Raw genomic sequence first — 25,956 nt, 5'->3', positions numbered from 1 at the left:
CGCGCGCACGTGCAGCGCTTTCCGGACAGGGCAACGGCGCATGGTCAGAACAGGCTTTCCTTGACGTACACGACGTCATCGGGCTGGAGCAGATCGTCGCCCTTCACACTGATGACCTGCATCTTGCCGCTCGCGTCGCGGCGCTTGACGCGAAGGCCGCGCTCGGTACCGCGCGCAGTCAGTCCGCCGCCTGCCGACAGCCCCTGCAGGACCGTCATCTGGCGCTCGAGGCGCAGCATGCCTGGCCGCTGCACTTCGCCGTAGATGTAGAAACGGGGCGCGCGCTCGACGAAGATGACGTCGCCACCCTGCAGATCGAAGTTGCCCGCCATGTCAGCGGTGCGCATCAGCTCGGCCGTATCCAGCGCATCCTTCATGACCTTGCCGTTACGGGTACGCACGATCGTGACGATGTCGCCGCCGTTGGTGTCGATGCCGCCGGCCAGCGCCAGCATGTCCAGCACACTGCGGCGACCGTCGATCGCGTAGCGCCCTGCCTTCTTGACCTGGCCGAGCACCGACACCTGCTGGCTCGTCAGCGCCGTGATCAACAGGTTCACCTGCGGCTTTTTCACGAAATTGCCGCGCTCGAGCATGCTGGCAATCTTCGCTTCTGCCGCAGCGCTCGACAGGCCGGCAACGGCGACCTGCCCGACCAGCGGCATGGTGATGAAGCCTGATTCGCTGACGCGCGTTTCCACGGCCAGATCGGGGTTGCCGAACACGGAGATCTTGACGACGTCTCCACCGCCGAGCACCAGCTCTTCGGCGTGCGCACTCCCCATGCTCCATGCCAGCAAGACGGCGAAGATACCAAGCAAGATTTGTTTCATGTTAAGTTCATTCCATTCACAAAGTGTCAATAGTGCACATCAGGTCGTTCGTTGGTGCCGGCGATCGCTGAACGTCGATACAGCCCGTTCTTCGCCAGTTCGTTGCCAGTTCTTCGCCATCAGTCAGTTAAATTGCAATGTGGCGTTGATGGATCCGCCATTTGCCTTGTAGCTATTCGTTCCTGCGGCGAGGCTTCCCGAGCGCTGCTCCTGAAATGCCCGCGCCTTGATGGTGATATTGCGCAGCGGCTTGTACACGAGTCCCACCGACCGCGTATCGCGGCTATCGCTGGCCAGATCGGCAGCGGCAACTGGCTCGGCTGCCCCGCCGAACGGCTTGAATTCACGCTCTTCGTGCCGCACATCCACCTCGGCCTGGATTTTCGCCGAGACGTCCCAGGTCATCTGTGCGCTGGCGCCATTGGCCAATGCACTGCCGATCAGCGCGCCGTCGATGGCGGCAAATTCGCGCCAGGCCTGGCCGGTGAACTTCACCTTCCCTGCCGGCGTGTAGTTGACGATCAGCCGTGCATTAGTGCCGCTGTCGTCGCGCGTTGACTGGCCCATCTGCTTGCGCTGCACCCAGCCGCCAAGAAACAGCACTTGCGTGCTCCCCGTTGCCAGCCATAAAACATTGAGTTTCGCTTCGTCCTGGTCATAGCCGTTGAGCACGGTGCCCGTGTTGCCGACCGTGAGCCAGTTCGGGTATTTGCCTTCCAGCCGGCGCAGCTGGAAACCGGCGGTGCTGCCGCTGCGCGCCAGGTAGTCGAAGCCCGCAACCCAGGAATCCTCGGTGCGATCGCTGGCACGCTGCGACGCCAGTTCGTAGGCGTATTCTTCTTTCGACACCTCGCCGCGCAATTGCCAGCTTGGATGGAACCGCCACCGGCCATCCGCGTAGCGCTTCTTGCTCACCCGCAGATTGCGCTGGACCACGTCGAAGTCGGCGAATGAGGCGAGCTCCTGGCGGTAGTAGCCGCCGATATGCCCGTCGAAACGCGACGCGACAAACCAGTGCCAGTCACCGCGGAGGTCCTTGCGGAGATAGTCCAGCTGGCTGTTGCGGTCAAATTTCACCGACGAAAAGTCGGCAAACGCGGTAATGATCTGACGACTGACTGGTCGTTCAAAGCGCGCACCGCCACCGGCACTGCGGTAGGTATCGCCACGTGCTGCCGAACGGGTTGCCTCGTCGCTTGATGCACGAAACAGATTGTCGTCATGCTCGACACCGGCACTGACAAACGGCTGCAGCGTGCCGGCCAGCGCGGGTGTGCCGGACAGGGAACCGGCCAGCACCACACATGCTGCCGCAGTCAGCTTCAGGCATAGACGACTGGCTGGCAGCCGGCCTGCCGACCGCGCAGCACTGGAGCCAACATGACGTTCGCAGGTTCGCAGTAAATACAAGAAGAATCCCATCCCAAATAATATTTTTTCACGCTTCTTCCCGCTTGCTTGCAACACATGCACGCCATACACCTTTTTATCAGCGCAACAAAGACAGCATGAACCTAGCGGGCAAACATGTTTTTTAATCAGGATAAGTTGCAATTCTACTACATGACATCATGAACACGCGTTCGATACGCGTGCCTGAAACGGCGTGTCCTGCAACGGCCAGGCAGCGCACTGCCCGGGTGTCAATATGCTGTCTTGTGAAACCACACCGAAAACGCTGTCATGACAAGAATCTTCATGTCCAGCATCAGCGACCAGTGCTCGATGTAATGCAGATCGTGCTCGACGCGGCGCTGCATCTTGTCCAGCGTATCGGTCTCGCCGCGGAATCCGTTCACCTGCGCCCAGCCCGTGATGCCTGGCTTGACGTTGTGACGGGCGTAGTACTCCGAAATAATCGCGCCGAATTCCAGGTTGTGCTTGATCGCATGGGGCCGCGGACCGACGATCGACATATGGCCGAACAATACATTGAAGATCTGCGGCAACTCGTCCAGGCTGCTGCGGCGCAGGAAACCGCCAACACGCGTGACCCGGCTGTCAAAGCGCGTCGCCTGCTTGACCTCGCCGCTGGCACAGTCGTTCACCTTCATCGAGCGGAACTTCCAGACCTCGAATTCCTGGTTGTTGAAACCATGACGCCGCTGCTTGAAAATCACCGGGCCAGGACTATCGAGCTTGACGGCGAGCGCAATGATCGCCAGCACCGGGCTGACCAGGACAAGCAGGATGCTGGAGATCACGAGATCTTCGATCCGCTTCAGGCGCCCCATCTGCTCGCCAATGCGGCTGTTGGCGATCGTCAGGACCGGCACGCCCGCAAGGCGCTCCATATTAATGGATGGGAATTGCCAGACGACGTTGTTCGGCACGAGGTCAATCCGGACGGGCACGGTGCGAAGCTTCTTGAGCAGCGCCTCGACACGCTCGGTCGCGAGCCAGGGTAGCGCTACCACGACACGGTCGACGGGATTGGTGCGGATGTAATCGAGCATCGTGCACGTCGAACCCAGCATGTGCTGGCGCAGTGTTTCCGGGATGCCCCGCTCGACGCGGTCGTCGAACACGCCCAGCACGCGGATGTTCGCGTGGCTGTTACGCTTGATCGCATTGACGATCAGCTCGGCGCGCTCGTTGGCGCCGACGATGATGATCGACTCGTCGAGCATGTTTGCCATGCGCGCACGATAAATCATTCGGGTAAGGATGAGACGGTTTGCCAGCAGCAGCACGAACCAGGCGCAGGCACTGGTGGCCACCCAGACGCGCGAATACTCCGACAAGGTACCGGACAGGTAGCCAACGATCATGATCAGCGAAAGACCACCGAAGAAGCCCAGACCCAGTTTGCTCAGCAAGGCGTTCAGCGACAGTATCTCACGCTCGCGATAAGCCTGCGCGCAGTGCAGCGAGACGATGATGACGAGCGTGCTCAGGTAGATAAAGAGGTGGCCGGCCGTCGTCAGCCGGGCGTCGAGGCCAAAGCGCACGAAAAAGCCGCCGAAGCCCGCGAGCAGCAGGACGGCAATATCGGAGATCTTGAGCAGGTTGATGAAGAACGGTAGCCAGTATCTGGCGGACGATTGCGCACTGCCCTTTTTCAGCAGTGAACCAAGGTCGCCGGTGGCATCGGGCGATCGATGTTTATCGTGTTCGCCGACAACGGCGGCAGGGTCGAAGTTTTTCATCGTGACAGATCCAATCATCATGAATTGAATAAGGTGCGCAACTACCGCCAGCAAGCACGCTTTCATGCGACCCACCGAGAACGCTTGCGACCACGATAAAGGCGCGATGGCCTCCTGGCGCCGGTAGCTCTATGACTACCGGACACCGCCCCCCAGGCGTGCCGCAGAAGCTGGATTTGCTTCCCTATCCAATTGTTTACTGCAGCGCCGCGAAACGCGTACTACTCAAAAAGAAAAAATGAAACCGACTTCATCAAGGAATAACGCAAAATTATGTTTGCATCATTTGATGCACATCAATAACATAAATAGACTATATGCTAATTAAGCTCGAAAGTCAGTAGTTTTGACGCGTCGCAGCAAAATATATAAATTACAACTAGCAATGCAAATTTCCCCTTCGCAAGCAGCTTGCATCGGCGACATGCGCTATAGATCAGCGCAGCCGTTCCAGATGGTCGATACGCGCCTGTTACTCGGGGTTTCGGGTCGGGGACCGCGCATGACGCCCTGTCCACGACTGTTGCCAACCTGGCGCTGACATTAACCCGGCCGATAGGGACGGTACATACTGCTTACTTTTTATTACTGTTTCGTCTCGCGCGCAAAAGCTGTTGTCAGTACAGCATATACGTTGCAGATTGCTGCACCTGCTGTCCATTAACTGTATAAATATTGGTATCATGCAAGGTCCAGATTCCTCCAGACTCCACAGGACCCTCCGATGCCAGCTCCCAACGCCGCGACCGTCACGCGCCCCCTGCCATGACCGCGCACCTGACCCTGGTAGTTGCCATTGACCGTGACAATGGCATTGGTGTCGATAACCGCATGCCGTGGCACCTGCCCCACGACCTGGCGCACTTCAAGCGCGTCACGCTCGGCAAACCGGTGATCATGGGCCGCAAGACCTTCGATTCGATCGGCCGCCCGTTGCCGGGCCGGCGCAATATCGTGATCACCCGTAACCCCGACTGGTCGCATGACGGCGCCGAGCGCGCCGCATCGCTGGACGCGGCCATCGCGCTGCTGGCCGGTGCGCCGGCCAGCATCATCGGTGGCGCGCAAATCTTCAATGCGGCGATCGATCTGGCCGATGCCATGATCGTCACGCATATCGATCACCGCTTCACCTGCGACACGTTCTTTCCACGGATCGACCCTGCTGTGTGGGTCGAAACCGCGCGCGACACGCACCATCAGCCACAGCGTGACGACGAACCCGGGTTCGACTACGCCTACGTCACTTACCAGCGCAGCGCCGGCAAGGGCGCGCCATGAGCAGGCCGCTCCGGCCTCCTGGCTCGCGCGGCGGCGACGGCTTTGCAGGCCGCGTCGCCGTCCTGATCGCCGTGCTCGCCACGATCGGCACGCTGTTTGCCTTCCTCGGCACCTCGTCACACAACGACGCAAGCCTGTTCAAGACAACGGCAGCGATGGAAAAGACCAGCGCGGCCAACGCCTGGGCCCATTACCAGGCCAAGTCCAGCCGCCAGAACCTGGCCGAATTGGCCGCCACACTGCCCGGCGTGGATGCGGGCCGCTACACCCAGGAGGTGGAGCGCTATCGCGTCGAGAAAGACATCATCCGCAAGGAAGCGGAGCGCTGGGAAGCCTCATCGCGCGACTGGAACCGGCGCTCCGAAGAAGCCCTGCACCGCCAGCGCCAGTGGGCAGCGGCGTCGGTCGCGCAGCAGATCGCGATTTCACTGGCCGCGGTCACGCTGCTGGCGCGCCGCACCTGGCTGCTGACGCTGACCGGCGCCGTTGCCACCTTCGGCATCACGCTGGGCCTGTTCGCGTTTCTGGAAGGCACGACGACGGCCTTGTCGCCCGTGCCGCTGGGCGCGGCGCTGGCTGCCGCGCTGCTGACCGAGGGGGTCCGGCGTGCCGGGCGCCACCTGGACAGCTAGGGTGCGACACCGAACTGCGTGAGTGGTTAATGTAGCAAACAAGCCGGCACACAGGCTGGCAAAAAAACCTGCACCGGAGCCCGCAATTTCTGCGAAAATCCGCTACTCATTTTCTACGGTGCCGTGCGCGGCGGCCCTGCTCCACCTCGGAATGATCCGGGATGGCGCGGCCGCTCCCCACGGCGCTTCGCTTTGGAGCTGTCCATGAAATTTCGTTTCCCCATCGTCATCATCGACGAGGACTTCCGCTCGGAGAACACCTCCGGCCTTGGCATTCGCGCCCTCGCGGCGGCGATGGAACAAGAAGGCATGGAGGTCGTTGGCGTGACCAGCTATGGCGACCTGTCCCAGTTCGCCCAGCAGCAGTCGCGCGCATCGGCATTCGTGCTGTCGATCGATGACGAGGAATTCGGCAGCGGCTCGCTCGAAGACACCGACTCGGCGCTGGTCGGCCTGCGCGCCTTCGTCAAGGAAATCCGCCACAAGAACGCGGACATCCCGATCTACATCTATGGCGAAACCCGCACCAGCCGCCACATCCCGAACGATGTGCTCAAGGAGCTGCACGGCTTCATCCACATGTTCGAAGACACGCCCGAATTCGTCGCGCGTCACATCATCCGCGAAGCCAAAGCGTATCTGGACAGCCTGGCGCCGCCATTCTTCCGCGCGCTGGTGAACTACGCCTACGACGGTTCGTACTCGTGGCACTGCCCCGGCCACTCGGGCGGCGTCGCCTTTTTGAAGTCGCCGATCGGCCAGATGTTCCACCAGTTCTTCGGCGAGAACATGCTGCGCGCCGACGTCTGCAACGCGGTCGAGGAGCTCGGGCAGCTGCTGGACCACACGGGCCCGATCGCAAAATCCGAACGCAACGCCGCGCGCATCTATGGCGCCGACCATTGCTACTTCGTGACCAACGGCACGTCGACCTCGAACAAGATGGTCTGGCACTCGACCGTCGCGCCGGGCGACATCGTCGTCGTCGACCGCAACTGCCACAAGTCGATCCTGCACTCGATCATCATGTGCGGCGCGATTCCCGTGTTCCTGATGCCGACCCGGAACAACCTGGGCATCATCGGTCCGATCCCGCTGTCCGAGTTCACGCCCGAATCGATCGCCCGCAAGATCGAAGCCAATCCGTTCGCGCGCGAAGCCGTCAACAAGAAGCCGCGCATCCTGACGATCACCCAGTCGACCTACGACGGCGTGGTGTACAACGTCGAGACGCTGCGCGAAATGCTGGACGGTAAAATCGACACGCTGCACTTCGACGAAGCGTGGCTGCCGCACGCGACGTTCCACGACTTCTACAAGAACATGCACGCGATCGGCCAGAACCGCCCGCGCGCGAAAGAGTCGATGATCTTCTCGACCCAGTCGACGCACAAGCTGCTGGCCGGCCTGTCGCAGGCCTCGCAAGTGCTGGTGCGCGAATCGCAGTCGGTAAAGCTCGACCAGGATGCGTTCAATGAAGCGTACCTGATGCACACGTCGACCTCGCCGCAGTATTCGATCATCGCCTCGTGCGACGTCGCTGCCGCGATGATGGAAGCGCCAGGCGGCACCGCGCTGGTCGAAGAGTCGATCCTGGAAGCGCTGGACTTCCGCCGCGCGATGAAGAAGGTCGATGCGGACTTCGGCACCGACTGGTGGTTCCAGGTCTGGGGCCCGGACAAGTTCTCGGAAGAAGGCATCGGCACGCAGGACGACTGGATGATCCGCGCCGAAGAATCGTGGCACGGTTTTGGCGACCTGGCCCCGGGCTTCAATATGCTCGACCCGATCAAGGCGACCATCGTCACGCCGGGCCTGAACCTGTCGGGCCAGTTCGGCGAGACTGGCATTCCTGCCTCGATCGTCACCAAGTATCTGGCCGAGCACGGCGTCATCATCGAGAAGTGCGGGCTGTACTCGTTCTTCATCATGTTTACGATCGGGATCACCAAGGGCCGCTGGAACACGCTGGTCACGGCGCTGCAGCAGTTCAAGGATGATTACGACCGCAATGCGCAGATGTGGCGTGCGATGCCGCAGTTCGCCGCGGCCAACCCGCGCTACGAAATGCACGGCCTGCGCGACCTGTGCACCGAGATCCACACGTTCTACAAGTCGCACGACGTGGCGCGCCTGACGACCGAGATGTACCTGTCCGACATGATCCCGGCAATGAAGCCGTCGGACGCATTCGCGCACATGGCACACCGCAAGATCGAGCGCGTGGCGATCGACGAACTCGAAGGCCGCATCACCGCGATCCTGCTCACGCCCTACCCACCGGGCATCCCGCTCCTGATCCCGGGCGAGCGCTTCAACCGCACGATCGTCGATTACCTGCGCTTTGCACGTGACTTCAACGAGCGCTTCCCGGGCTTCGAGACCGATGTGCACGGCCTGGTCAAGCGTGAAGTCGATGGCAAGCGCGGCTACTTCGTCGACTGCGTGCAGCAGGACGACTGATCCCGCAGGCTGCGCCATCAGGCCAGCCAGTAAGGACAACGCCAGCCAACCGGCTGGCGTTGTTGCATCAAGCGTGCATGCTCAGCGCGGCGCGCACTGCGGCAAGGCGGCCCGCGTGGCCAGCAACGCGCGGCTGTCGTCCACTGACGGCGTGTTGTCGGTGAACTTGCAGCCGTACTGCGGATCGGCCACGATCGACGGCGTCAGCACATCGTCGCCTTCGGGTTTGACACCCTGTTGCTCCCACTTGACCATCGCGTCGAATGCTGAAGCCTGTTCGGCGATCGTGAAGTCGCAGTGGGCGATCCCGCGGATGGCACGCTGGACCAGCAGGTTCGACGTGCCGAGTGCATCGGCGCGGCGCTTGTAGATCTGCTCCATCTTGAACGGCACGTACAGGTCGCCCAGCGTGTGGATGGTCACCACCGGGACCTTGATCCGCGCGTTCGTCTTCGGCACCCAGCGCAGGCCGTCGCGGCGCAGCCGGTTCGCGCCCGGTGTGGCAGGCACGCGGAAGATGCTCGCATTGTAGGCGACCTCGTCGGCGCTGATGGCCGGGTCGGCATCGAGCTGGAAGAAGATGTCGCTCGTGGTCACAACATCGTCGAGAAGGATGCCCTGCATCTTGCCGTCGCGCCCGAACGTGCCCCAGACCGTGGCCTGGTACGCGCTGGCATAGGCATAGTCGAACAGCGGACGGGTGCCGCCGCTGAGGCTGGCAACGATCTGCTTCAACCGCAGGCCTTGTTCGGTCGGCACTGCCTGCGCGGTGGGGGTGCTGCCGCCGGGGAAGCTGGAGAACATCTTCGCCCTCACCTGCGGGCCGATGGTGGCCCAGTCGGCCGGCGGCCAGCGCGTGGCCGGCATGCCTGCCTCCACCATGGCGGCAGTCTGGTAAGCGGCGAAATAATCGTAGAGTTCCGTGTCGCCCAGCACGCCGCACATCGGCACCGCACCGTTGTAGCGGATCTTGTTGATGGCCGTCTCGATGTTTTCCTCGTCCACAGCAGCCGCCGTGACATGGCCACCCATCGAGGTGCCAATGATGTAGGTCTTGCTCGGCGCTGTCAGCGTGCGGCCGTTCTTGCCGGCGATGTCACGGAAGGCCAGCGCCAGCGCGTTCGTGTCTTCGACGCCAGCGCGCACGTCATAGTAATTGGTGCTGTAGCTCGATGCAGCCCACGCATAGCCCTGGCTGATCAAATGGCGACGGATCGCTGGCGGCGCCACTTCCAGCGCCGGGCCCGTGCCACCATAGCCATGGGCATACATGACCAGCATGCCGTTCCAGTTCTTCGGCACTTCGATCTGGTAACCCGCCTTGTTCAGCACGCCCCACCAGCGGTCGGTCTCCGGCGCATTCGCCATGCTATTAAATGGCAGGTTGCTTTCGATGACCGCGTAGGTGCGCCCGTCTTGCGGGCGGAGTGGTTCGGGCTGGATGGCAACCGGCGGCGTGGTCGCCAGCGGCGGTGCGCCGACATCGTCGTCATCTCCACCGCAAGCGGACAGCGCCAGGACGGCGATGAGTGACGGTACTACCCGCGCCGCGATGCGGCGGGACGTGCAGGGTGCAAGCTGCGTTTTCATCAACACGGTCTCCATGATTTTAGTTTTGCACAGCGAAACCAAAAATCACTGTGTGATTTATTGTAGATCGAAACCGTGTGCGCAGGCGTGCCGGATCGCGCAGGGTGTTGCAGGCAGATGGAGGATGCGGCTTGGCGGTAAGGAAGCGGAGGTGCAGGCCTGACCGGGTGTCAGGCCCGTGGTGTACGGGGCAGGTCAGGCCGCCCTGCGGCGGTCAGATTGCCCCGACTGAATGCAGAACGGTGGTGCAGTTGCTCAGGCTTTCGGCAGCGTCACGCCGATCTGGCCCTGGTACTTGCCGTCACGGTCCTTGTACGACGTTTCGCAGACTTCATCGCTTTCGAAGAACAGCACCTGCGCGCAGCCTTCGCCGGCGTAGATCTTCGCTGGCAGCGGCGTCGTGTTCGAGAACTCGAGCGTCACGTAGCCTTCCCATTCCGGTTCGAACGGGGTGACATTGACGATGATGCCGCAGCGCGCATAGGTCGATTTGCCCAGGCAGATCGTCAGCACATTGCGCGGGATGCGGAAGTATTCGATCGTGCGCGCCAGCGCGAACGAGTTCGGCGGGATGATGCAGACGTCGCTCTTGATGTCGACGAACGAGTTCGAGTCGAAGTTCTTCGGGTCGACGATCGTGCTGTTGATGTTGGTGAAGACCTTGAATTCATCGGCGCAGCGGATGTCGTAGCCGTATGACGAGGTGCCGAACGAGATGATCCGGCGGCCATCCTGCTCGCGCACCTGCTGCGGCTCGAATGGTTCGATCATGCCAGTGCTGTGCGCCATGCGGCGGATCCAGTTGTCGCTCTTGATAGTCATTTGTGGGTTTCCAGCAGGGAGAAAATCACGCGATTTTACGCGAAAAGGCGCTGGCCGTGAGGCTTTGACAATGATTGATTTGCTACCCGCCCGCCTCGGCGCCGTCCAGCAAACGCTTGATCATCGCGTGGACCAGCCGCGCCGTCTCGGCCGGCTTTTCGAGCGGATACAGATGGCCGCCTTCGATCATCGCCAGATGCTCGCCCACCAGCTTGCGCGTGAACGCGAGCCCTGCCTGCCGCATCTCTTCCGACTCGGTGCCGGCGATGAAGCCAACGGGCACCGGGAACGGCGCGCGGATCACGCCTCCCATGTGGTGCGGCAGCGTCTGGTAAATGGCGGATTCGACGTCACGCCGGAAGCGCAGCGTGACGCCGTCGGGATGCGGCGCCAGGCCGTGCTCCATGTAGTCGTCAAGCGCGCCCGGCGCCCAGGCCTGGAACATCGACTTGGCGTGGAAGTGGCGGTACGCGGCGTCGCGGTCCGGCCAGTGCTCGCGCCGCTTGTACGAAAAGCGCGCCGGGGACAGCCGTGCGCCCCACCCTGCCAGCTTGGCCAGGCGCCAGACCAGCGCGCGCCACCCGGCCACCACGGGGGAATCGAGCATCACGACGCAGCGCACCAGGTCCGGCCGGCGCCGCGCCGCCATCGTCGACAGCGCGCCGCCCAGCGAGTGGCCCACGAGGATCGCCGGCTGGCCATAGCCCTCGAGGTGCGCGATCAGCTCGTCGGTCAGCGTGTTCCAGCCATCGCCCACCGGATAGCGCGGATCGTGGCCGTGCATGTCCAGCGTACGCACGTCGTAGTGTTCGGCGAGCTGCGCCAGCAGGCGATTGTAGGTGCCAGCCGGGTAGCTGTTCCCGTGGGCGAAGTGCAGCAGCGGTTTGGGCATGGTCAGCGATGGTGGTCAAATTGTGCGGCCCATTGTAATGGCGTCTCCTGCCCCGGCGCCGATCTTCGGGGCGCGTTTAGAGCGTATTCACCAATTTACGCCGACTGTCAGCGTGGCGCTGTAGCCCTGGCTGGCCGTGCCCGTGACGCTCGCCATCTGCAGCGCCGTCCCGTCGCTGAACACGTTATCAAGCGCAAAGCTCATCCGCGCCAGATTGCCGATGCTGCTCGCATAGCCGCTGCTGGCGTAGGCCTCGTTGGCAATCACTAGCGGGAACGTGAACTGCGATGTCTTGACGCGGTTCGCGGCGCTGGTCGCCTTGGCCAGCGACGGATAGACCTCGAAATGCACGTGCGGCATGCGACCGTCATAGCAGCCCGGGAAGATGGTGGTGAACGTGACGTAGCCGTCGCTGTCGGCTTCCTGCACGCCGCGCAGATAGTTCTCGCCCACGATGCCGCTGCTGTACATCGAATAGCCGCCTTCGCGCGTACAGTGCCACAGGTAGACCGTGGCGCCGGCGGCGGCCGCGCAGCCCTGCGCCACGTTCTCGATCTTCAAACGGATCGTCAGCGGCACACCGGCCGCCACGCCGCTGGCGCCGGCGACGCTGGACCGGATATCGCTGCGCACGATGCCGGACAAGACCAGCGCATTGGCCACGCCATTGGCATTGCCGTTGGTGCCATCGCCCGGGTAGGGGCCTCCCGTTTCTTCGGGAATCACCGAGCAGACCGCGCGGCCGCTGCCGGTGCTGGCGGCGCCGGTCGTGGTGGTGGAGCTGGACAGGCCAAAACCATCGTCGGCGCTGCTGCTGCCGCCGCAACCGGCCAGCGGCAAGACCGCACTGCCCGCGCCGGCAAACAGCCAGCGCAACGACTGGCGCCGGGTAGCGGCCCGGGTCAGCATACGGGCAAGGTCGGCGCCCAGGCTCTGGTGATGATCAGCGTCGTGGTCGGCGTGCTGCTCGCTGTCTTGATGATGGCGTGCTGCGTTCATTTTCTGCTGTCTCCCTCATGGGTATTGTGTCGTTCACGATCAGCCTTGCGGCCCCTGCCACGCGGCGCGTCGAGCTGCGCACGCTGTTGTGGCGTGAGCACTGCCTTGAGCATGGCGCGTGTCTGCAGTCGCAGCAGCTCCTGGTCGGCGATCGCCTGGCCCAGCGCCTGCGCGGCGGCGGATGCTGCGGCCCCGTCGAACCCCGGTGCACCTGCCACCGAGCGCAGCGCCGCGTCGGCCTTGCGCCCGGCAAGATCCAGCGCGCGCCGCCGGGGCGCCTGGCCGTGCAGGATCGTGAAGACGCGCTCGTTCTGCGCATCGCTCAGGTTCAGGCCGCGCAGGAATGGCGGCGTGCCGAACAGACCGGCTTCGCCGTCGCGCTCGTGCAGTTGACCGAACGGCGGGCCGTCGTGCCCAGGACCGTCCGGTGGCGGCATTGGCTGGGCCAGGACGGCGGGCGTGGCCAGCAGGCAGACGGAGAACGCCGTTGCGGCGCGCAATCCGGAAAGTGTGGGGAGCGGGGAAGCTGGCCGTGTCATCGTGGACCTCTCGTGTTGTGGAAGCGGCCATTGTGTGGCGGCGGCGTGTAAAGCGCGTCTAAGCCAGGTAAATCCGCGTAAAGCACCGCAGACGCGACCGACCTGCTGCGCTATCCTGTCAACATGAACAACGTTTTACTCATCGACGACGATGTCGAACTGGTCGGCATGTTTGCCGAATACCTCGAACAGGAAGGCTTTCCCGTCACCTGCGTGCACAATGGCGAGGACGGGGCGCGCGCCGCGCTGACCGGCGGCTATGCCATCGCGGTCCTCGATGTCATGATGCCGGGAGCGGGCGGCATCGAAGCGCTGCGCCAGATCCGCGCCGGCAGCCGCATGCCGGTCCTGATGCTCACGGCGCGCGGTGACGATGCCGACCGCATCCTGGGCCTCGAACTGGGCGCCGACGATTACGTGGCCAAGCCCTGCACGCCGCGCGAACTGACAGCGCGCGTGCGCGCCATCCTGCGCCGCACCCAGGCCGTGCCCGAGAGCGGGCCCGCGGTGGTGCTCAGCATCGGCAAGCTGACCATGCTGCCCGAACAGCGCCGCGCCACCTGGGACGGCCAGCATCTCGACCTGACCAGCACCGAATTCAATCTGCTCGAAGTCCTGGCACGCAATGCCGGCCGCCCGGTCAGCAAGAACGACCTGTCCGAACAGGGCCTGGGCCGGCCGCTGGCGCGGTTCGATCGCAATATCGACGTCCACCTGAGCAGCCTGCGGCACAAGCTGGGGCCATTGGCGGACGGCCGCTCGTGCCTGCAGACGATCTACCGCCAGGGCTACCAGTTGATCAAGGAGTAGCATGGGCCGGTTGTTCTGGAAGTTCTTCCTGTGCATCCTGCTGGCGCAGGTGGCCGCGACCATCGGCGTGGGCGGCGTGTTCTGGCTGCGCGACCAGGCACGCCAGCGCGCGACGCCCGTGCTCGACAGCGGTCCGCCGGCAGCGATCGCGCTGGACGCCGCCGCCGCCACGCTGCGCCACGGTGGCTTGCCCGCCCTGCGCAGCCTGCTGCCCGACATGCGGCGCCCCCAATTGTTCGTGCTCGACGCATCGCGCCACGAACTGCTGGGCCGCGCGGTAACGGCCGAACTGATGCATGCAGTCGAACGCGAGCTGCGCGACGGCGCCCAGGGTGGCGACAGCGCCGTGTGGCGTGGCGCGCGGCGCCTGGTCGGCCCGGGCGGCGAGCAGTACATCGCGTTCGTGTCGCGTGACTTCGGGCGCCAGATCGGCCGTGACGGCCGTGAAGCCGGCCGCCAGGACGGGCTGCGCGAAGGCGCCGGGCCCGATACGCTGACGCCCGGCCTCGGGCCCGGTCCCGGCCCGCGGCGCCGTATCGGCCAGAGCGTCGTGATCGGCGCCACCGTGCTGGCCAGCCTGCTGTTCGCGGCGCTGCTGGCCTGGTATTTCTCGCGCCCCATCCGCGCCCTGCGCAGCGCCTTCGAGGCCGCCGCCGCCGGGGACCTGGCGCCGCGCTTCGGTCCCGGCGCCAAGGGCGGCGACGAACTGGTCGACCTGGGCCGCGACTTCGACCGCATGAGCGCACGCCTGCGCGCGCTGATGGATGGCCAGCGCCGGCTGCTGCACGACGTGTCGCACGAACTGCGCTCGCCGCTTGCGCGCATGCAGGCGGCGCTGGGCCTGGCGCACCAGCAGCCGGAAAAGATCGGCATCACGCTCGAACGCATCGAGCGCGAAAGCAACCGCATGGATAAGCTGATCGGCGAACTCTTGACGTTGTCGCGCCTGGAAGCATCGCCCGACGCGCTGCGGCGCGAGCCGGTGGATCTGGTGGAATTGGTCGACGGGCTGGTCGCCGATGCGCGTTTTGAAGCTGGCCAGGCGGCCGGCGGCGCGGCGCTGCGCGTTGACTTCGACGCCGACGACAGCGTCAACGTCAGCGGCGACCCGGATCTGCTCTGGAGCGCGCTCGAGAACGTCGTGCGCAATGCGGCCAGACATGGCGCGCCGGGCGGCGTCGTGGCGGTGTCCGTGCGCGCCGTGGATGGCGTGGCACGGGTCGAGGTATGCGACCGGGGGCCAGGCATCGCGCCCGAGGATCTTCCGGCGATTTTCCAGCCGTTCTTCCGCTCCGGGGCATCGCGCACCGGTGTCGACGGGCACGGGCTTGGACTGGCCATCGCGCAGCGCGTGGTGCAGGCGCATGACGGCGAGATCGTGGTGGCCAATCGCGATGGCGGGGGCTTGCGGGTGACGATCACACTGCCTGCGGCCGGATGATGACGTCTGCAGCTCAACGCCCGTACCAATAGCGGGCGTGGGTTGCGCGGTAGGTCGTCACGTCCAGGCCGGTCCCGAACGCCAGCGTGACGGCGCCCCGCTCATCGGTGCGAATACGCTCGATGCCCATGGCGCCATAGCGCGCGTAGACCAGCTTTTGCGGGTGGCGATAGCGATTGCGATGGCCTACCTGGAAAATACCGACTGTCGGCGCGACCGCGTGCAGGAATGCCGCGCTCGACGAGGTGCCGCTGCCATGGTGCGGCGCCAGCAGCACATCGGCGCGCAGACGATCGGCATCAAGGTCCAGCAGTGCGGCTTCCTGCGCCGCTTCGATATCGCCGGCCAGCAGGATCGCTTTGCCGCCCGCGCTGATGCGCAGTACGCAACTGCGCGCGTTGGCCTTCAGGCGCGGGTTGACGTAGCTGGCGACACTGGGTGCGAGCATCTCGAAGCGCACGCCGTCCCAGTGCCAGGCCTGGCCGGCGCTGCAGCGGGCCGGGCGCGTGGCCTTGCCCAGCACCCGGTGGCCATCGGGAAGTGACGAGATCAACTGCCCTACTCGTACCGTTTTCAACACTGCCTCGGCGCCGCCGACGTGATCGAGGTCGCTGTGCGAAATCACCAGTGCATCGAGCCGGCCGATGCCGCGGCCACGCAGGTACGGGAGGATCACGCGCGTGGCGCCGCTTGCGCCGGGCGCGTACAGCGGGCCGGTGTCGTACAGCAGCCGGTGATGCTGCGTTTCGACGAGCAGCGCCATGCCCTGGCCGACATCGAACGCCGTGATGTCGAACCGGTCGGCCACAGGCCCCGTCGGCATGTGGGTCAGCAGCGGCGTCCACGCAGCCAGGCCCGCCCAGCGCTGCGGCCAGCCGCGCGGCGCCAGCATCCACACGGTGCCGGCCAGGGCCAGCACGAGGATCCAGGGTGTTGGCGCGGGCGCGGTCCACACGGCCAGCGCGGGCGCGGACAACCACGTCAGGGGCCACACCAGGACGACGATCGCCAGGTGCGCGCTGCCCAGCACCAGATCGGCCAGCGGCGACGGCAGCACGCTGCCGGCCAGCGCGAGCGGCGTGACGAACAGGCTGATCACGGGAATGGCCACCGCATTGGCAAGAGGGCTGACCAGCGACACCTGCCCGAACAGCAGCAGTGTGAGCGGCGCCAGGCCCAGCGTGACGGCCCACTGGGTGCGCCCCGCCACCACGAGACCGGCGCGCCAGCCGCGCGTGGGCACGCCCAGCCGGCCACTGCACGCATACAGGATCGCCGCCACCGCCCCGAACGACAGCCAGAAGCCCGGCCACAGCATCGCCCACGGATCGCGCAGTACGGCCACGCCAAGCGCGAGGCACAGCACGTGCGACATCGAGGCGATGCGACCGCACCATAGCGCCAGCGCGACCACCGCCAGCATGTAGAAGGTGCGCTGGGCCGGCACGCCGAAGCCGGCCAGCAGCACGTACAGCAGCGCCACCACGGCGCCCGCCAGGGCGGCCGCCTTCTGCGCCGGCAAGTGCAATGGCAGGTTCGCACCGGTGAAGAATGAGCGGCGCCACAGCCACGACGTGGCCCACGCGGCCAGGCCCGCCAGCATCGTGATATGCAGGCCGGAGATCGAGACGAGGTGGCTGATGCCGGTGCGGTTGAACACGTCCCACGACCCCTGATCAATGCCGCGCTGGTCGCCGATCACCAGCGCGACGATCACGCCCGCATACGGCTTGCCGCCCAGGGCCGCCAGGATGCGGCTGCGCAGCCAGCCGCGCGCCCGCTCCACGGCGTAACCGGCGTCCGGCGTCCATGCCGCCAGGCGGGCATTGCGCGTGCCGGCCGGGCGGACGTAGCCCGTCGCGCGCACGCCCTGTGCCAGCAACCACGCCTCGTAATCAAAGCCGTGCGGATTGGCGTTGCCGTGCGGGCGCTGCAGGCGCACGACAAGACGCCAGCGTTCACCGGGCTGCACGAAGGCCGGATCGGCGGCGCTGGCGCTGTACCAGGACAGGATGATGTTGGCCGGTACGGTGGCGCCGGGCGTGTCGACGTGCGCAACGTCGAACTGGAAGCGCACGCCGCCGTCGAAGCGGTGCGGCAGGCTCGCGACGACGCCGGTCACGGCAATCTCGCGGCCTTCGTCCGCAAGCGGCAATGCGTCGCCGAGCGCACTGTGGGCAAGGAGCGCTGCCCAGCACGCGCCGAGCAGGACCCCGGCAACCAGCATGCGGGGCAAGCCGCGCAGGATCACGCAAACGGCGATGGCCGTGAACACGCACGCAGCAAGGCTGGCTGGTTCCGGCAATGCGGGCCGGGTCTGGAGCCAGGCAGCGCCCGCGGTAAAGGCAAGGATGGCGCTGCGCATGGGTTGGCGAACGAACGTCGGTCAGGCGGCCGGGCGGCTGTCGCCCGACTTGTGCCCGATCGGCATTGCAGCGACGAAGCACCTACCCGTTGCCACTGCGGTCGGGCGGACCATCCAGTCTTTCTGGCGCGTCACCGGTCCGTCCATGACATCTCCTTCGTGTTGTCGCGTCAAGCGGCTGTTCGGATCGGATCGATGCACTCAAGGCTCGCTTGCAAGCCGCACCAGTGTCCAGCTGCTGTGCCGGCGAACGCGTTGTGCGAACGATGCACGTGGCAGCAGGCTGCCTGCGGCAAACCAGCGCGTGCCATCGAGCGCATCGCTGTCGTCACAGCGCCACCATCCGCTGGCCGGACAAGGTGCACTGCTTTGCGCGGCGCTGCCGATCAGGGCGTCGCGATGTGGCATGAGGTCCGTTTCGGGCCTCACGCCGGACGTAACATCATGCTCCAGACCGGTCGCGAGACCGGGCCCAAGGTCAGACGCATCAAGGGGCGCGAGATCGCGCACGCCACCGGGCTCGGCTAACCCGGTCACGGCAGGCGCTGGTGCGGACTGAACCGGTACGCGCGGACGGTGGCGCTTGTCCGCCAGGCGCCACCGGGTCGGGCTCCGGCTTTCATAGCTGGGCTGCAAACCCCTGACCCGCTGCCAGACGGTTGGTTGCGGCAGCAGCAGCGCTTGCGGCATGCGCTTGCCTTCGGCGATGAACTGGCGTTGCCCGTTGTAGACGCGCACGCGGGCGTTGACCTCGGTGCATTGCCACCAGCCCGTGTGCGGACAACTGTCACCGGCGAGCGCGATGGCGCCGAGCGCAGTGGCCGGCGCTTCAACAGCCGCTGGCGCCTGGATCGCAGTTGGCCTCAGCCGCAGGCTGCCGGCGATCCGGTCCCACAGATCGATTAGCGCCTGCTCGGACAACGTTGACTGCACCGGCTTGCCGCCACCCGCCGGATCGGTGCCGGCGGCCAGTTCCAGTGTCATGAACGGCGTGGTTACATCCGCCTGGCGCCCGGGCATTTCCCACTGAAACGAATAGCCGGTCGTGAAATTGGGCTCGCGCACCCGCATGACCAGTTCATCGCCGTCGAGGCCATTGATGGCGCGCGCTGCTTCACGCAGATGCGAGAACGCAAGCTGCATGAACAGCGGACGGCGGTCGACCGTGATCGCATGCCGTTCGAGCAGGCGCGGAGCGGGCGTCACCCCTGCCATCGACGAGAGCACGATACTCACGTCAGGATGGCCTGGCAGGCCGGCGAACAGCACGACGCTTTCCGTGTCCGCGTCGTCATACGGGTCGAGCACGATGGCGTGGCCAAGGCAGAATCCTGGCTCGCGCGGTATCTCGCCGGGCTGCATCGCGCGAAACCGCCGCAGCACGCGTGCCAGCCCGTCCCCGCTGCCCGGCGCCATGCCCTGCGCTTGCGCGTCAATGCTGATGTGGGGCAGTCTCAGCAGGCCGTGCACGTCCACGTCCTCAATTGCCACAATGTGGCCGTTTTCGATGGTCTGGGCCGGTCGCCGGTTGTGCACGAATACCTTGCCCTGCCCCGTCGCAGACAGCAAGTCTTTCGCCGACTCGAGCTTGCCATACTCGCTTTTCCCGTCAAGCAGGGTGTTCTCCAATGCACCGAGACGTTCCGTGAAATCGTCATCCGTTTCACGGTCGGTGCTGGCGACATCGTAACCGCCGACGAAGCCACGTCGCAGACGCACCGTCGCCTCGGCGGGAAGGTCGATCAGGAAACGGCCTACGCAGACGGTCTTCATCGTGCCGGTCATCTTTGCCACCTTTTGCCTATCCTCGTCGGTCTGGAACGAGTTCGCGAGAAAGGACACCAGCGTCAGGGCTGACGCCATCGCTATACCGACCCAACGCACACGGCGGCTCTTCAGCCGCTTCATCGGACTTCCTGAACGATCTTGACGATGAGATGGCGCGTCAGCAGCAGCATGTCTTCGTGCTGGAAACTGTCCTGGTGCCGGAAACCCGTTGGCGCAAACGCGCCACGCACGTGCGCTGCCGCCCCTGCGCCGGACTGCAGCGGCACGGTCTCATCGCCTTCTTCGTCCTGCGGCCACAAGACAAAGCGCAGCCGGACACCGTTCGCGGTTTCCACCTCGCGCATGCCGGCACTTCCTTTTCCACCATCGGCGACCAGCTTTGCCGCCCGTACGTTTGCGGTCGTAAGCACCGCTGGCGACGTCGAGGGCATGCGCGCCACCCAGCGAATCTTGCCGTACGCTTTCAGCGTTTTGTCCGCGCCATAGAAGGCGTAAGAATGGCGGTGATAGTACGGCGTGCTCTTGCCGCCCTTCCCTTCGACGCCCAGAACCTGGCGATGAAAGCGTTCCGCCTCGTTGATTGCGTCAAGAATTTTCTTGACCGGGCCGCCATGCAGCTTGGCGTAGCGCCGCGCCGGGTCCACCAACCCCGGGTCGATCATCCGGTGCCACGAGGTCATGTCCCGATACATATCGTAGGGATTACCATCCGGCAGTGACACCATGTCGCGCATATCCTCGTGCGCGCTGACGCCGCGCACCGTTTTGATCACCAGCCACGGCGCCGGGTACAGATGATTCGGCAGCAGTTGCAGCAGGCCGGGCGCCACTGCCATCACGGGCATCGTTTTGGCGCTCGTGTCGCCAGCGATGTCGGCGAACCCGGACGCCGCAAAATTGGCCAGTGGCCCGTTGGTGAAGTTGCCTGCCTCGGTGCCGCAGGCCATGCGCCGGTATGCCACCGGGGCGCCCAGCGCGGGCATCACGGCGTGCACGATGCCGGCAATATCCGAGGCACCACCTGCGCCCTCGCTCAGGCGCGCACAGGCGCGCGCGACCAGCCCGCCCATCGAGTGGGTCACCAGGATCACGTGGCGGCATGCATGCTTGCGGTCGGTCCAGAAGGCGCGTATCCCGTCGATCCGCGTGCGCAGGTTTTTTGCCGCCACGTCGCACGACGCCAGCCAGTTGTAGCCGAAGGCATAGACGGGATACTGATAGCCGGCGTAGTGTTCGAGTTCAGCTTCGGTGACATGCTCGATCTGCCGCACGCCCCAGCGTTCGGGGTCGCATTGCATCACCCGCTTCCAGTGCAGGCGCACCAGGCGCGCGCCCTGGGGCGAGAGCTGGAACGTCTTGTCCAGGTGGCGTTGCAGGTCGACCAGCAGCGCGCCGTACGAGTCGGCGTGGATTTCTCCCCAGCCCCGCTCGCGCATGACGTCAGCATCCAGGCCGCAGAGTGGGAAGTCGAGTTCGCCGTCAGGGTCCACCTCGAGGATGGCGGGATCGAGGATGCGCTGGCGCAGTGCAGGCGCGCGTGTCTCCCATACGTCGGCCTCGCGGTATTTGCCAGCGAGATGATTCGGTGGCCGCCATGCGGGCTCGCCCGGGCGCAGCGCGTCGTCGTCACGCTTGTTCAAATTGGCGCGCGCCCGCAGGTTCGAGCCCATGCTGCCAGGAACGAAAATGACGGGGATGACCTTGCGCGATCCGATCGTGACGCGGGCGCGCACCTTGAATGCGACCGGCGTGGCGACCGTATGGGCCACCAAACTGCCATCGCGCTCGACGGTGGGCTGGTGGATCGGCCGGGTTGGCTCGCTCATGCTCTGTCCGTGCTGGCGGGCGTTGGATCGCTGGACTGGTCATCGGCCAGCAGGCGGATTTCGATGTCGCCCATGGCGTAGCTATGCAGGATGCCCGTGCGGCCTTCATCGTCGGTGATGCCTTCGATGCTGGTACCGTCCTCGTGCTGTGCGATATAGCGCTGCCCCCTGGCCGGCAAATTCGTCTGGCGGTCGATCACCACCACACGCTCATCGGTTTCGAGGGCGGTGGCCGGCAGCCGCAGGCCGGCCGGCATGCCGCTACCGCCTGTGAGATAGTCGACGCTGGCGGCCTTGATGACGTGGTTGCCGCTGCTCTGGTGCGTGATTGCGCCGCCGTGCCAGTCGGTTTGCGTCCCCTGCGACACCACCTTGACCGACGGCGCTTCGAGTTCGATGCCGGTGGCGGCGATCAGGCGAATCCGGTTGGACGACTTGATTTCGATATCGCCCTTGTGGGTTTCGACGACGATGTCGCCGCGCGCCGCAATCAGCTTCATGCCGAGGTCATACGCGAACAGGCTGAGCGCGCGCGACGCCCGCAGGAACAAGCTGCGCCCGGCCGCCACTTCGGTGTCGCCGGTCGAGACGATGTCGATCTTGGTGCGCGCGCCCAGCGCGATGGCGTCGTCGCTGGCCAGCACCACCCCGGCCGGCGCGCTGACCGCCACCATCGGCGCGCCGCCCTGCGCCAGGCCTGGGGCCAGGTTGGAACCGTCATGCCAGCGGCGCAAGCGTTCGGTGAGCTCGGCCAGGCGCGGGCTGGCCGCATGATCTTCGCCATGCGCGCCCGCCAGCCGGCCCAGTTCATCGAGCACACCGTGCATCATCTCGGCGATGCCGACAAGCGCGCCGCGCTCGAGCTGGGCGCCACGGTCGGCATCGCTGCCGCCTGCACTGAGCAGGATGCCTTCGCCGCCGCGCACGGCAACGGCCTTGCTGCTGCGCAGTTCGGCGCCCTCGCCGCGTGCACCGGCCGTGCCATTCGTGCGTGGTTCGGACAACCAGCCCAGATTGAGTTTGGCAGCAGCATGGTCGCTGGCCAGCTGCACGCCGATCTGGCCCGGGGTATCGTCGAACAGCAACTGCCCGCCGCGCGCGCCGCCAATCTCGCGGCTGCGCATGCCGGCCAGGTAGCGATTGCCCGGCAAGCCACCCGCGCGGCTGAGCGCCGGGGGCTGCGAACGCTCGTTGTACAACTGCGACAGGATCACGGGCCGGTCAGGGTCGCCACCCATGAATGCCACCAGGACCTCGGTGCCCACGCGTGGCATGCCAAGCGTGCCCGATTGCTGCTGGCTGCCGGCGCCCGCTCCGGCCCAGTTGGATGCGACGCGCACCCAGGCCGAATCCGCAGGCGTATTTGATGCCCCTGCGCCATGCGCATGCCGGTGGTCGTCGGTACGCATGCCAGGGAAGCGGATCTTGACCCGGCCCAGCGCATCGCAGTGGACCTCTTCGCCGGGTGGCCCCGTCACGATGGCGCTTTGCAGTTGCGGATGCGGCAGGTCGGTGCGCGGATCGAAACCCGGGGCCAGCGGGATGCCGCGCCGCACCGCGTCGAAGGTGACGCGCACGCGAACGGGACCGGATGCGAGCGACGATGCGGGCGCATGTGCCGGCGCAGCCCCAGGCGCAGACGCCAGCACCGATGCCGCAAATGCGTTGTCGGCTCCCGAGAGCGCGGTGCCCATCAGCCGCCGCACGCGTTGCGCGACGTCAGCCGGCAGGTTGTTCTCGGCCTCGACCTGCAATGCGGTGATGACGAAGTCGCGTTCGGCGGCCGGGTGCGTGTCGATCTCGGGATGACCGCTGAGCGTGAACCATTCGCCGGCGCGCAGGTCGCGCACGGTGCCCGCGCCATGAAAGCACTTGGTGTCAAGCTCGTGCCGGTTCATGCGCAGCTGGCCCAGGCGCCAGTGGTCTTCGACGTCGTTACCGGCATGGGGCATCTCGACCTGGTAGTCGTCCAGGCTGGCGGCAAGCCCATTGCCACTGGGGCCCTGGTCGGCCATGCTACGCGCGGTGGCCGTCATGAAACTGGTGCCCAGCGGATTGCGATAATCCCAGCTATGCCGCGTCGTGCTGCCGGCCTGCAGGCGGCGCGCGGCGCACCACGAGACGATCGTGTCGCGCTCTTCGCTGGCGCCGCCCTGGTGGTAGCGCACGGCGCCGGCGCTGTTGCGGGGCAGCGTGTTGGGATCGTTGAACAGCACCAGCGTGTGGGCAGGCGATGCGTCGCGTTCGCTGCCTGGCGCCCTGGTGCGCGCGTGGCCGGGCCGGAAAGTCCAGGCTACGCCACGCCGGCGCAGCAGGCGGCGCACGAAGGCGGCGTCGGACTCGTTGTATTGCATGGTCTGCTCGCGCGGCGGAAACTGGCGCGGGTCGAACAACGGATCGAGTTCGTAATCGAAGGCACTGGCCAGCACGCTGTTCGACAGGCGCCATTCGTCGAACAGCACCTGCACGATCTCGAGTTCGTTCTGGTAGCGAAATACACGGCTGTTGATGCGCTTTTCCATGATCGCAAGCGCGTCGCGGATCACGAGCTGGTACACGCCCAGGCCGCCGTCGAAATCGCCGGCGCGTGCTTCGGCCACGATGCCGCACACGCCGCGCAACCCGCCCCGATCGGTGACGAGCCCGACCTCGGCCGGCAGCGCGATCAGTTCCTTGAGCGGCAGGCGCGGGGTGGACGCGACGCAGGTAACGGTGTACTCGAGGCTGCCGCAAATGGCTTCGCTGCCCGTGACACGCTGCGGCAACAGCACAGTGGCAAGCGGATGATCAGCATGGCCAAGACGCAGCCGGATGGGCCGGTGCGTCCCCGATAGCGAACGGTCGTTCTGCAGCATGCGCAGGAATTCGCTGGCGTTGTCCACGTGAATCTCCTGTCCATGCAATGCGCTTCGGGGGGAAGCACATCTTGGCACGCCGTACTGATGGCGTTTTGTCAGGTGTCACAGATGCCGGACGCCGTTTCGGGAACTTCGCCGGGCCGCCTGGCTAGACGGCGGCGCACAAGCCGGCCAGGCGCGGGATCGCAGCCAGCGAGGCGCGATGGGCCGCGATGCGCACGACATCCGTGTCAACGCCGCGCAATTCGGCCAACGCCGCGCCGATGCCCGGCAGGTTCTCGGGGCTGTTGCGGCCCGGATGAATCCAGCTGGGGGCGATGTCGGGTGCGTCAGTTTCCAGCACGATCCAGTCGAGCGGCAACTCGGTGGCCAGGCGCCGGATCTGCAGCGCGCGCGTAAAAGTCAGGTTACCGCCGAAGCCCAGGTGCAGGCCGAGGTCGATGAAATTCTGCGCCTGCTGGAAGCTGCCATTGAAGGCATGCGCGATGCCGCTCGGCGGGCGAATCTGGCGCAGGTGCTTGAGCACCTGGTCCTGCGAGCGGCGCACATGCGTCATCACGGGCAGTCCGAAGTCGCGCGCGATGCGCAACTGTTCGCGGAAGAACCGCGCCTGCTTCTCGCGCATTTCGGGCGTGGTGAGTTCGGGGATGAAGAAATCCAGGCCGATTTCACCGATGCCGACAAAACGCGGATCGTCCATCGCCGCTTCGACGCGCGTGCGCAGGTACGCCAGGTCGTCGTCGTGCGCCTGCGGCACGCACATCGGGTGGATGCCCAGTGCGTAGCAGGCGTTCGGGCTGCCTGCAGCAAGGGCCGCGACCGTGTCGAAATTGCCCCGCTCGACTGCCATGATGACGATCATCGAGACGCCGGCCGCTTCGGCCCTGCGCGCGACGCCGGCGCCATCGCCGCCGTATTCGCGGGCGTCGAGGTGAACGTGCGTATCGATCCACATGGCGTCAGCCCTCTGCTGCCTGCAGCCCGTGCTCGGTCATGCGCAGCACGCGGTCGCAGCGGCGCGCCAGTTCCATGTCGTGCGTGACGATCACGAAGGCGGTGCCGAGGGTGCGCGACAGTTCGAGCATCAGGTCGAAGATGATCTGCGCAGTCGTGTGATCGAGGTTGCCGGTCGGTTCATCGGCCAGCACGCAGGCCGGTTGCGTGACCAGTGCGCGCGCCAGCGCGACCCGCTGGCGCTCGCCGCCGGACAATTCGCCCGGGCGGTGCATGACGCGTTTGCCCAGGCCCACGCGTTCGAGGATTGCCTGCGCCAGCGTCAGCGCCTCGGCGCGCGGCATGCGGCGGATCAGGAGCGGCATCATGACGTTGTCGAGCGCCGTGAATTCGGGCAGCAGGTGGTGGAACTGGTAGACGAAACCCAGCGCCGTGTTGCGCAGTTCGCCGCGCCGGGATTCGGACAGGCTGGCAAAATCCTCGCCGCGCAGGCTTACCGTGCCGCTGCTCGGCGTATCCAGGCCGCCAAGCAGGTGCAGCAGCGTCGACTTGCCCGAGCCGGACGCGCCGACAATCGCCACGCGCTCGCCGCGGTACACGGCAAAGTCGATGCCGTCGATGACGCGCACGATGGCGTCGCCCTGATTGAAGGTCTTGCCCAGGCCACGGCAGGCCAGCACGGGTACGTCATTGGTGTTGTTCACGTCGTTCATC

At 65.5% G+C, this 25,956-nt stretch carries 20 protein-coding genes; 5 read left to right on the top strand and 15 right to left on the bottom strand.

What is annotated here, in order from left to right:
• Positions 1–44: 44 nt before the first annotated feature.
• From epsE to AC56LV_RS04295, 3 genes are all read right to left on the bottom strand, one after another.
• A complete protein-coding gene (epsE, locus tag AC56LV_RS04305; protein ID WP_499556195.1) occupies positions 45–833 on the bottom strand; it encodes a polysaccharide export protein EpsE in 789 nt (262 codons plus the stop codon).
• A 123-nt stretch (positions 834–956) separates the two neighbouring features.
• Positions 957–2,387: an XrtB/PEP-CTERM-associated polysaccharide biosynthesis outer membrane protein EpsL gene (gene epsL, locus AC56LV_RS04300; RefSeq protein ID WP_499556194.1), complete on the bottom strand. Its 1,431-nt coding sequence runs from the start codon at positions 2,385–2,387 to the stop codon at positions 957–959.
• Positions 2,388–2,476: 89 nt separating this feature from the next.
• The gene (locus tag AC56LV_RS04295; protein ID WP_499556193.1) at positions 2,477–3,982 is read right to left on the bottom strand and encodes an undecaprenyl-phosphate glucose phosphotransferase; all 1,506 of its coding nucleotides are present in this window, start codon (positions 3,980–3,982) and stop codon (positions 2,477–2,479) included.
• A 765-nt stretch (positions 3,983–4,747) separates the two neighbouring features.
• On the opposite strand from AC56LV_RS04295, the gene AC56LV_RS04290 reads away from it, so the two are divergent.
• The 3 genes from AC56LV_RS04290 (at position 4,748) to AC56LV_RS04280 (ending at position 8,358) form a co-directional block, all read left to right on the top strand.
• On the top strand, positions 4,748–5,263 hold the full coding sequence (locus tag AC56LV_RS04290; protein WP_499556192.1) for a dihydrofolate reductase: 516 nt from the start codon (positions 4,748–4,750) through the stop codon (positions 5,261–5,263).
• Positions 5,260–5,895, top strand: a complete 636-nt coding sequence (locus tag AC56LV_RS04285) for a DUF4337 domain-containing protein (protein WP_499556191.1) — start codon at positions 5,260–5,262, stop codon at positions 5,893–5,895. The genes AC56LV_RS04290 and AC56LV_RS04285 overlap by 4 nt, the downstream gene beginning before the upstream one ends.
• A gap of 204 nt (positions 5,896–6,099) precedes the next feature.
• A complete protein-coding gene (locus AC56LV_RS04280) occupies positions 6,100–8,358 on the top strand; it encodes an Orn/Lys/Arg family decarboxylase (protein ID WP_499556190.1) in 2,259 nt (752 codons plus the stop codon).
• An 81-nt stretch (positions 8,359–8,439) separates the two neighbouring features.
• On the opposite strand, the gene AC56LV_RS04275 is transcribed toward AC56LV_RS04280, so the two are convergent.
• The 5 genes from AC56LV_RS04275 to AC56LV_RS04255 all read right to left on the bottom strand — a co-directional run bounded on the left by AC56LV_RS04275 (position 8,440) and on the right by AC56LV_RS04255 (position 13,200).
• Complete coding sequence (locus AC56LV_RS04275; protein ID WP_499556189.1) at positions 8,440–9,948, bottom strand: alpha/beta hydrolase; 1,509 nt, start codon at positions 9,946–9,948, stop codon at positions 8,440–8,442.
• Positions 9,949–10,203: 255 nt separating this feature from the next.
• Positions 10,204–10,770 (bottom strand): dCTP deaminase, encoded by a 567-nt coding sequence (dcd, locus tag AC56LV_RS04270; RefSeq protein ID WP_499556188.1) that lies wholly within the window; start codon positions 10,768–10,770, stop codon positions 10,204–10,206.
• Between the two features lie 82 nt (positions 10,771–10,852).
• The gene (locus AC56LV_RS04265; RefSeq protein ID WP_499556187.1) at positions 10,853–11,662 is read right to left on the bottom strand and encodes an alpha/beta fold hydrolase; all 810 of its coding nucleotides are present in this window, start codon (positions 11,660–11,662) and stop codon (positions 10,853–10,855) included.
• Between the two features lie 87 nt (positions 11,663–11,749).
• Positions 11,750–12,661: a dioxygenase family protein gene (locus tag AC56LV_RS04260; RefSeq protein WP_499556186.1), complete on the bottom strand. Its 912-nt coding sequence runs from the start codon at positions 12,659–12,661 to the stop codon at positions 11,750–11,752.
• Positions 12,658–13,200, bottom strand: a complete 543-nt coding sequence (locus AC56LV_RS04255; RefSeq protein WP_499556185.1) for a Spy/CpxP family protein refolding chaperone — start codon at positions 13,198–13,200, stop codon at positions 12,658–12,660. The genes AC56LV_RS04260 and AC56LV_RS04255 overlap by 4 nt, the downstream gene beginning before the upstream one ends.
• A 123-nt stretch (positions 13,201–13,323) precedes the next feature.
• On the opposite strand from AC56LV_RS04255, the gene AC56LV_RS04250 reads away from it, so the two are divergent.
• Positions 13,324–14,010 (top strand): response regulator transcription factor, encoded by a 687-nt coding sequence (locus tag AC56LV_RS04250; RefSeq protein ID WP_499556184.1) that lies wholly within the window; start codon positions 13,324–13,326, stop codon positions 14,008–14,010.
• A gap of 1 nt (position 14,011) precedes the next feature.
• Entirely contained in the window at positions 14,012–15,451 is a 1,440-nt protein-coding gene (locus AC56LV_RS04245) for a sensor histidine kinase (protein ID WP_499556183.1), read from the top strand.
• Positions 15,452–15,464: 13 nt separating this feature from the next.
• On the opposite strand, the gene AC56LV_RS04240 is transcribed toward AC56LV_RS04245, so the two are convergent.
• The 7 genes from AC56LV_RS04240 to lolD form a co-directional block, all read right to left on the bottom strand.
• A complete protein-coding gene (locus AC56LV_RS04240) occupies positions 15,465–17,816 on the bottom strand; it encodes a DNA internalization-related competence protein ComEC/Rec2 (protein ID WP_499556182.1) in 2,352 nt (783 codons plus the stop codon).
• A 21-nt stretch (positions 17,817–17,837) separates the two neighbouring features.
• Positions 17,838–17,963, bottom strand: coding sequence for a hypothetical protein (locus tag AC56LV_RS04235; RefSeq protein WP_499556181.1), 126 nt, complete (start codon positions 17,961–17,963; stop codon positions 17,838–17,840).
• A 54-nt stretch (positions 17,964–18,017) separates the two neighbouring features.
• A complete protein-coding gene (locus tag AC56LV_RS04230) occupies positions 18,018–19,724 on the bottom strand; it encodes a T6SS immunity protein Tli4 family protein (RefSeq protein WP_499556180.1) in 1,707 nt (568 codons plus the stop codon).
• The gene (locus AC56LV_RS04225; protein ID WP_499556179.1) at positions 19,721–21,430 is read right to left on the bottom strand and encodes an esterase/lipase family protein; all 1,710 of its coding nucleotides are present in this window, start codon (positions 21,428–21,430) and stop codon (positions 19,721–19,723) included. The genes AC56LV_RS04230 and AC56LV_RS04225 overlap by 4 nt, the downstream gene beginning before the upstream one ends.
• Complete coding sequence (locus AC56LV_RS04220; protein WP_499556178.1) at positions 21,427–24,312, bottom strand: type VI secretion system Vgr family protein; 2,886 nt, start codon at positions 24,310–24,312, stop codon at positions 21,427–21,429. Before AC56LV_RS04220 ends, AC56LV_RS04225 begins: the two co-directional genes overlap by 4 nt.
• A gap of 124 nt (positions 24,313–24,436) precedes the next feature.
• On the bottom strand, positions 24,437–25,243 hold the full coding sequence (locus AC56LV_RS04215; RefSeq protein ID WP_499556177.1) for a TatD family hydrolase: 807 nt from the start codon (positions 25,241–25,243) through the stop codon (positions 24,437–24,439).
• Between the two features lie 4 nt (positions 25,244–25,247).
• Positions 25,248–25,955 carry a lipoprotein-releasing ABC transporter ATP-binding protein LolD gene (gene lolD / locus AC56LV_RS04210; RefSeq protein ID WP_482900210.1) on the bottom strand — a complete coding sequence of 236 codons (708 nt, stop codon included), beginning with the start codon at positions 25,953–25,955 and terminating at the stop codon, positions 25,248–25,250.
• Between the last annotated feature and the right edge of the window lies 1 nt (position 25,956).

Source organism: Telluria sp. RB2R28, assembly GCF_059685835.1.
Note: the sequence above shows the minus strand (reverse complement) of the source record. Positions and strands in the feature narration are given on the sequence as shown.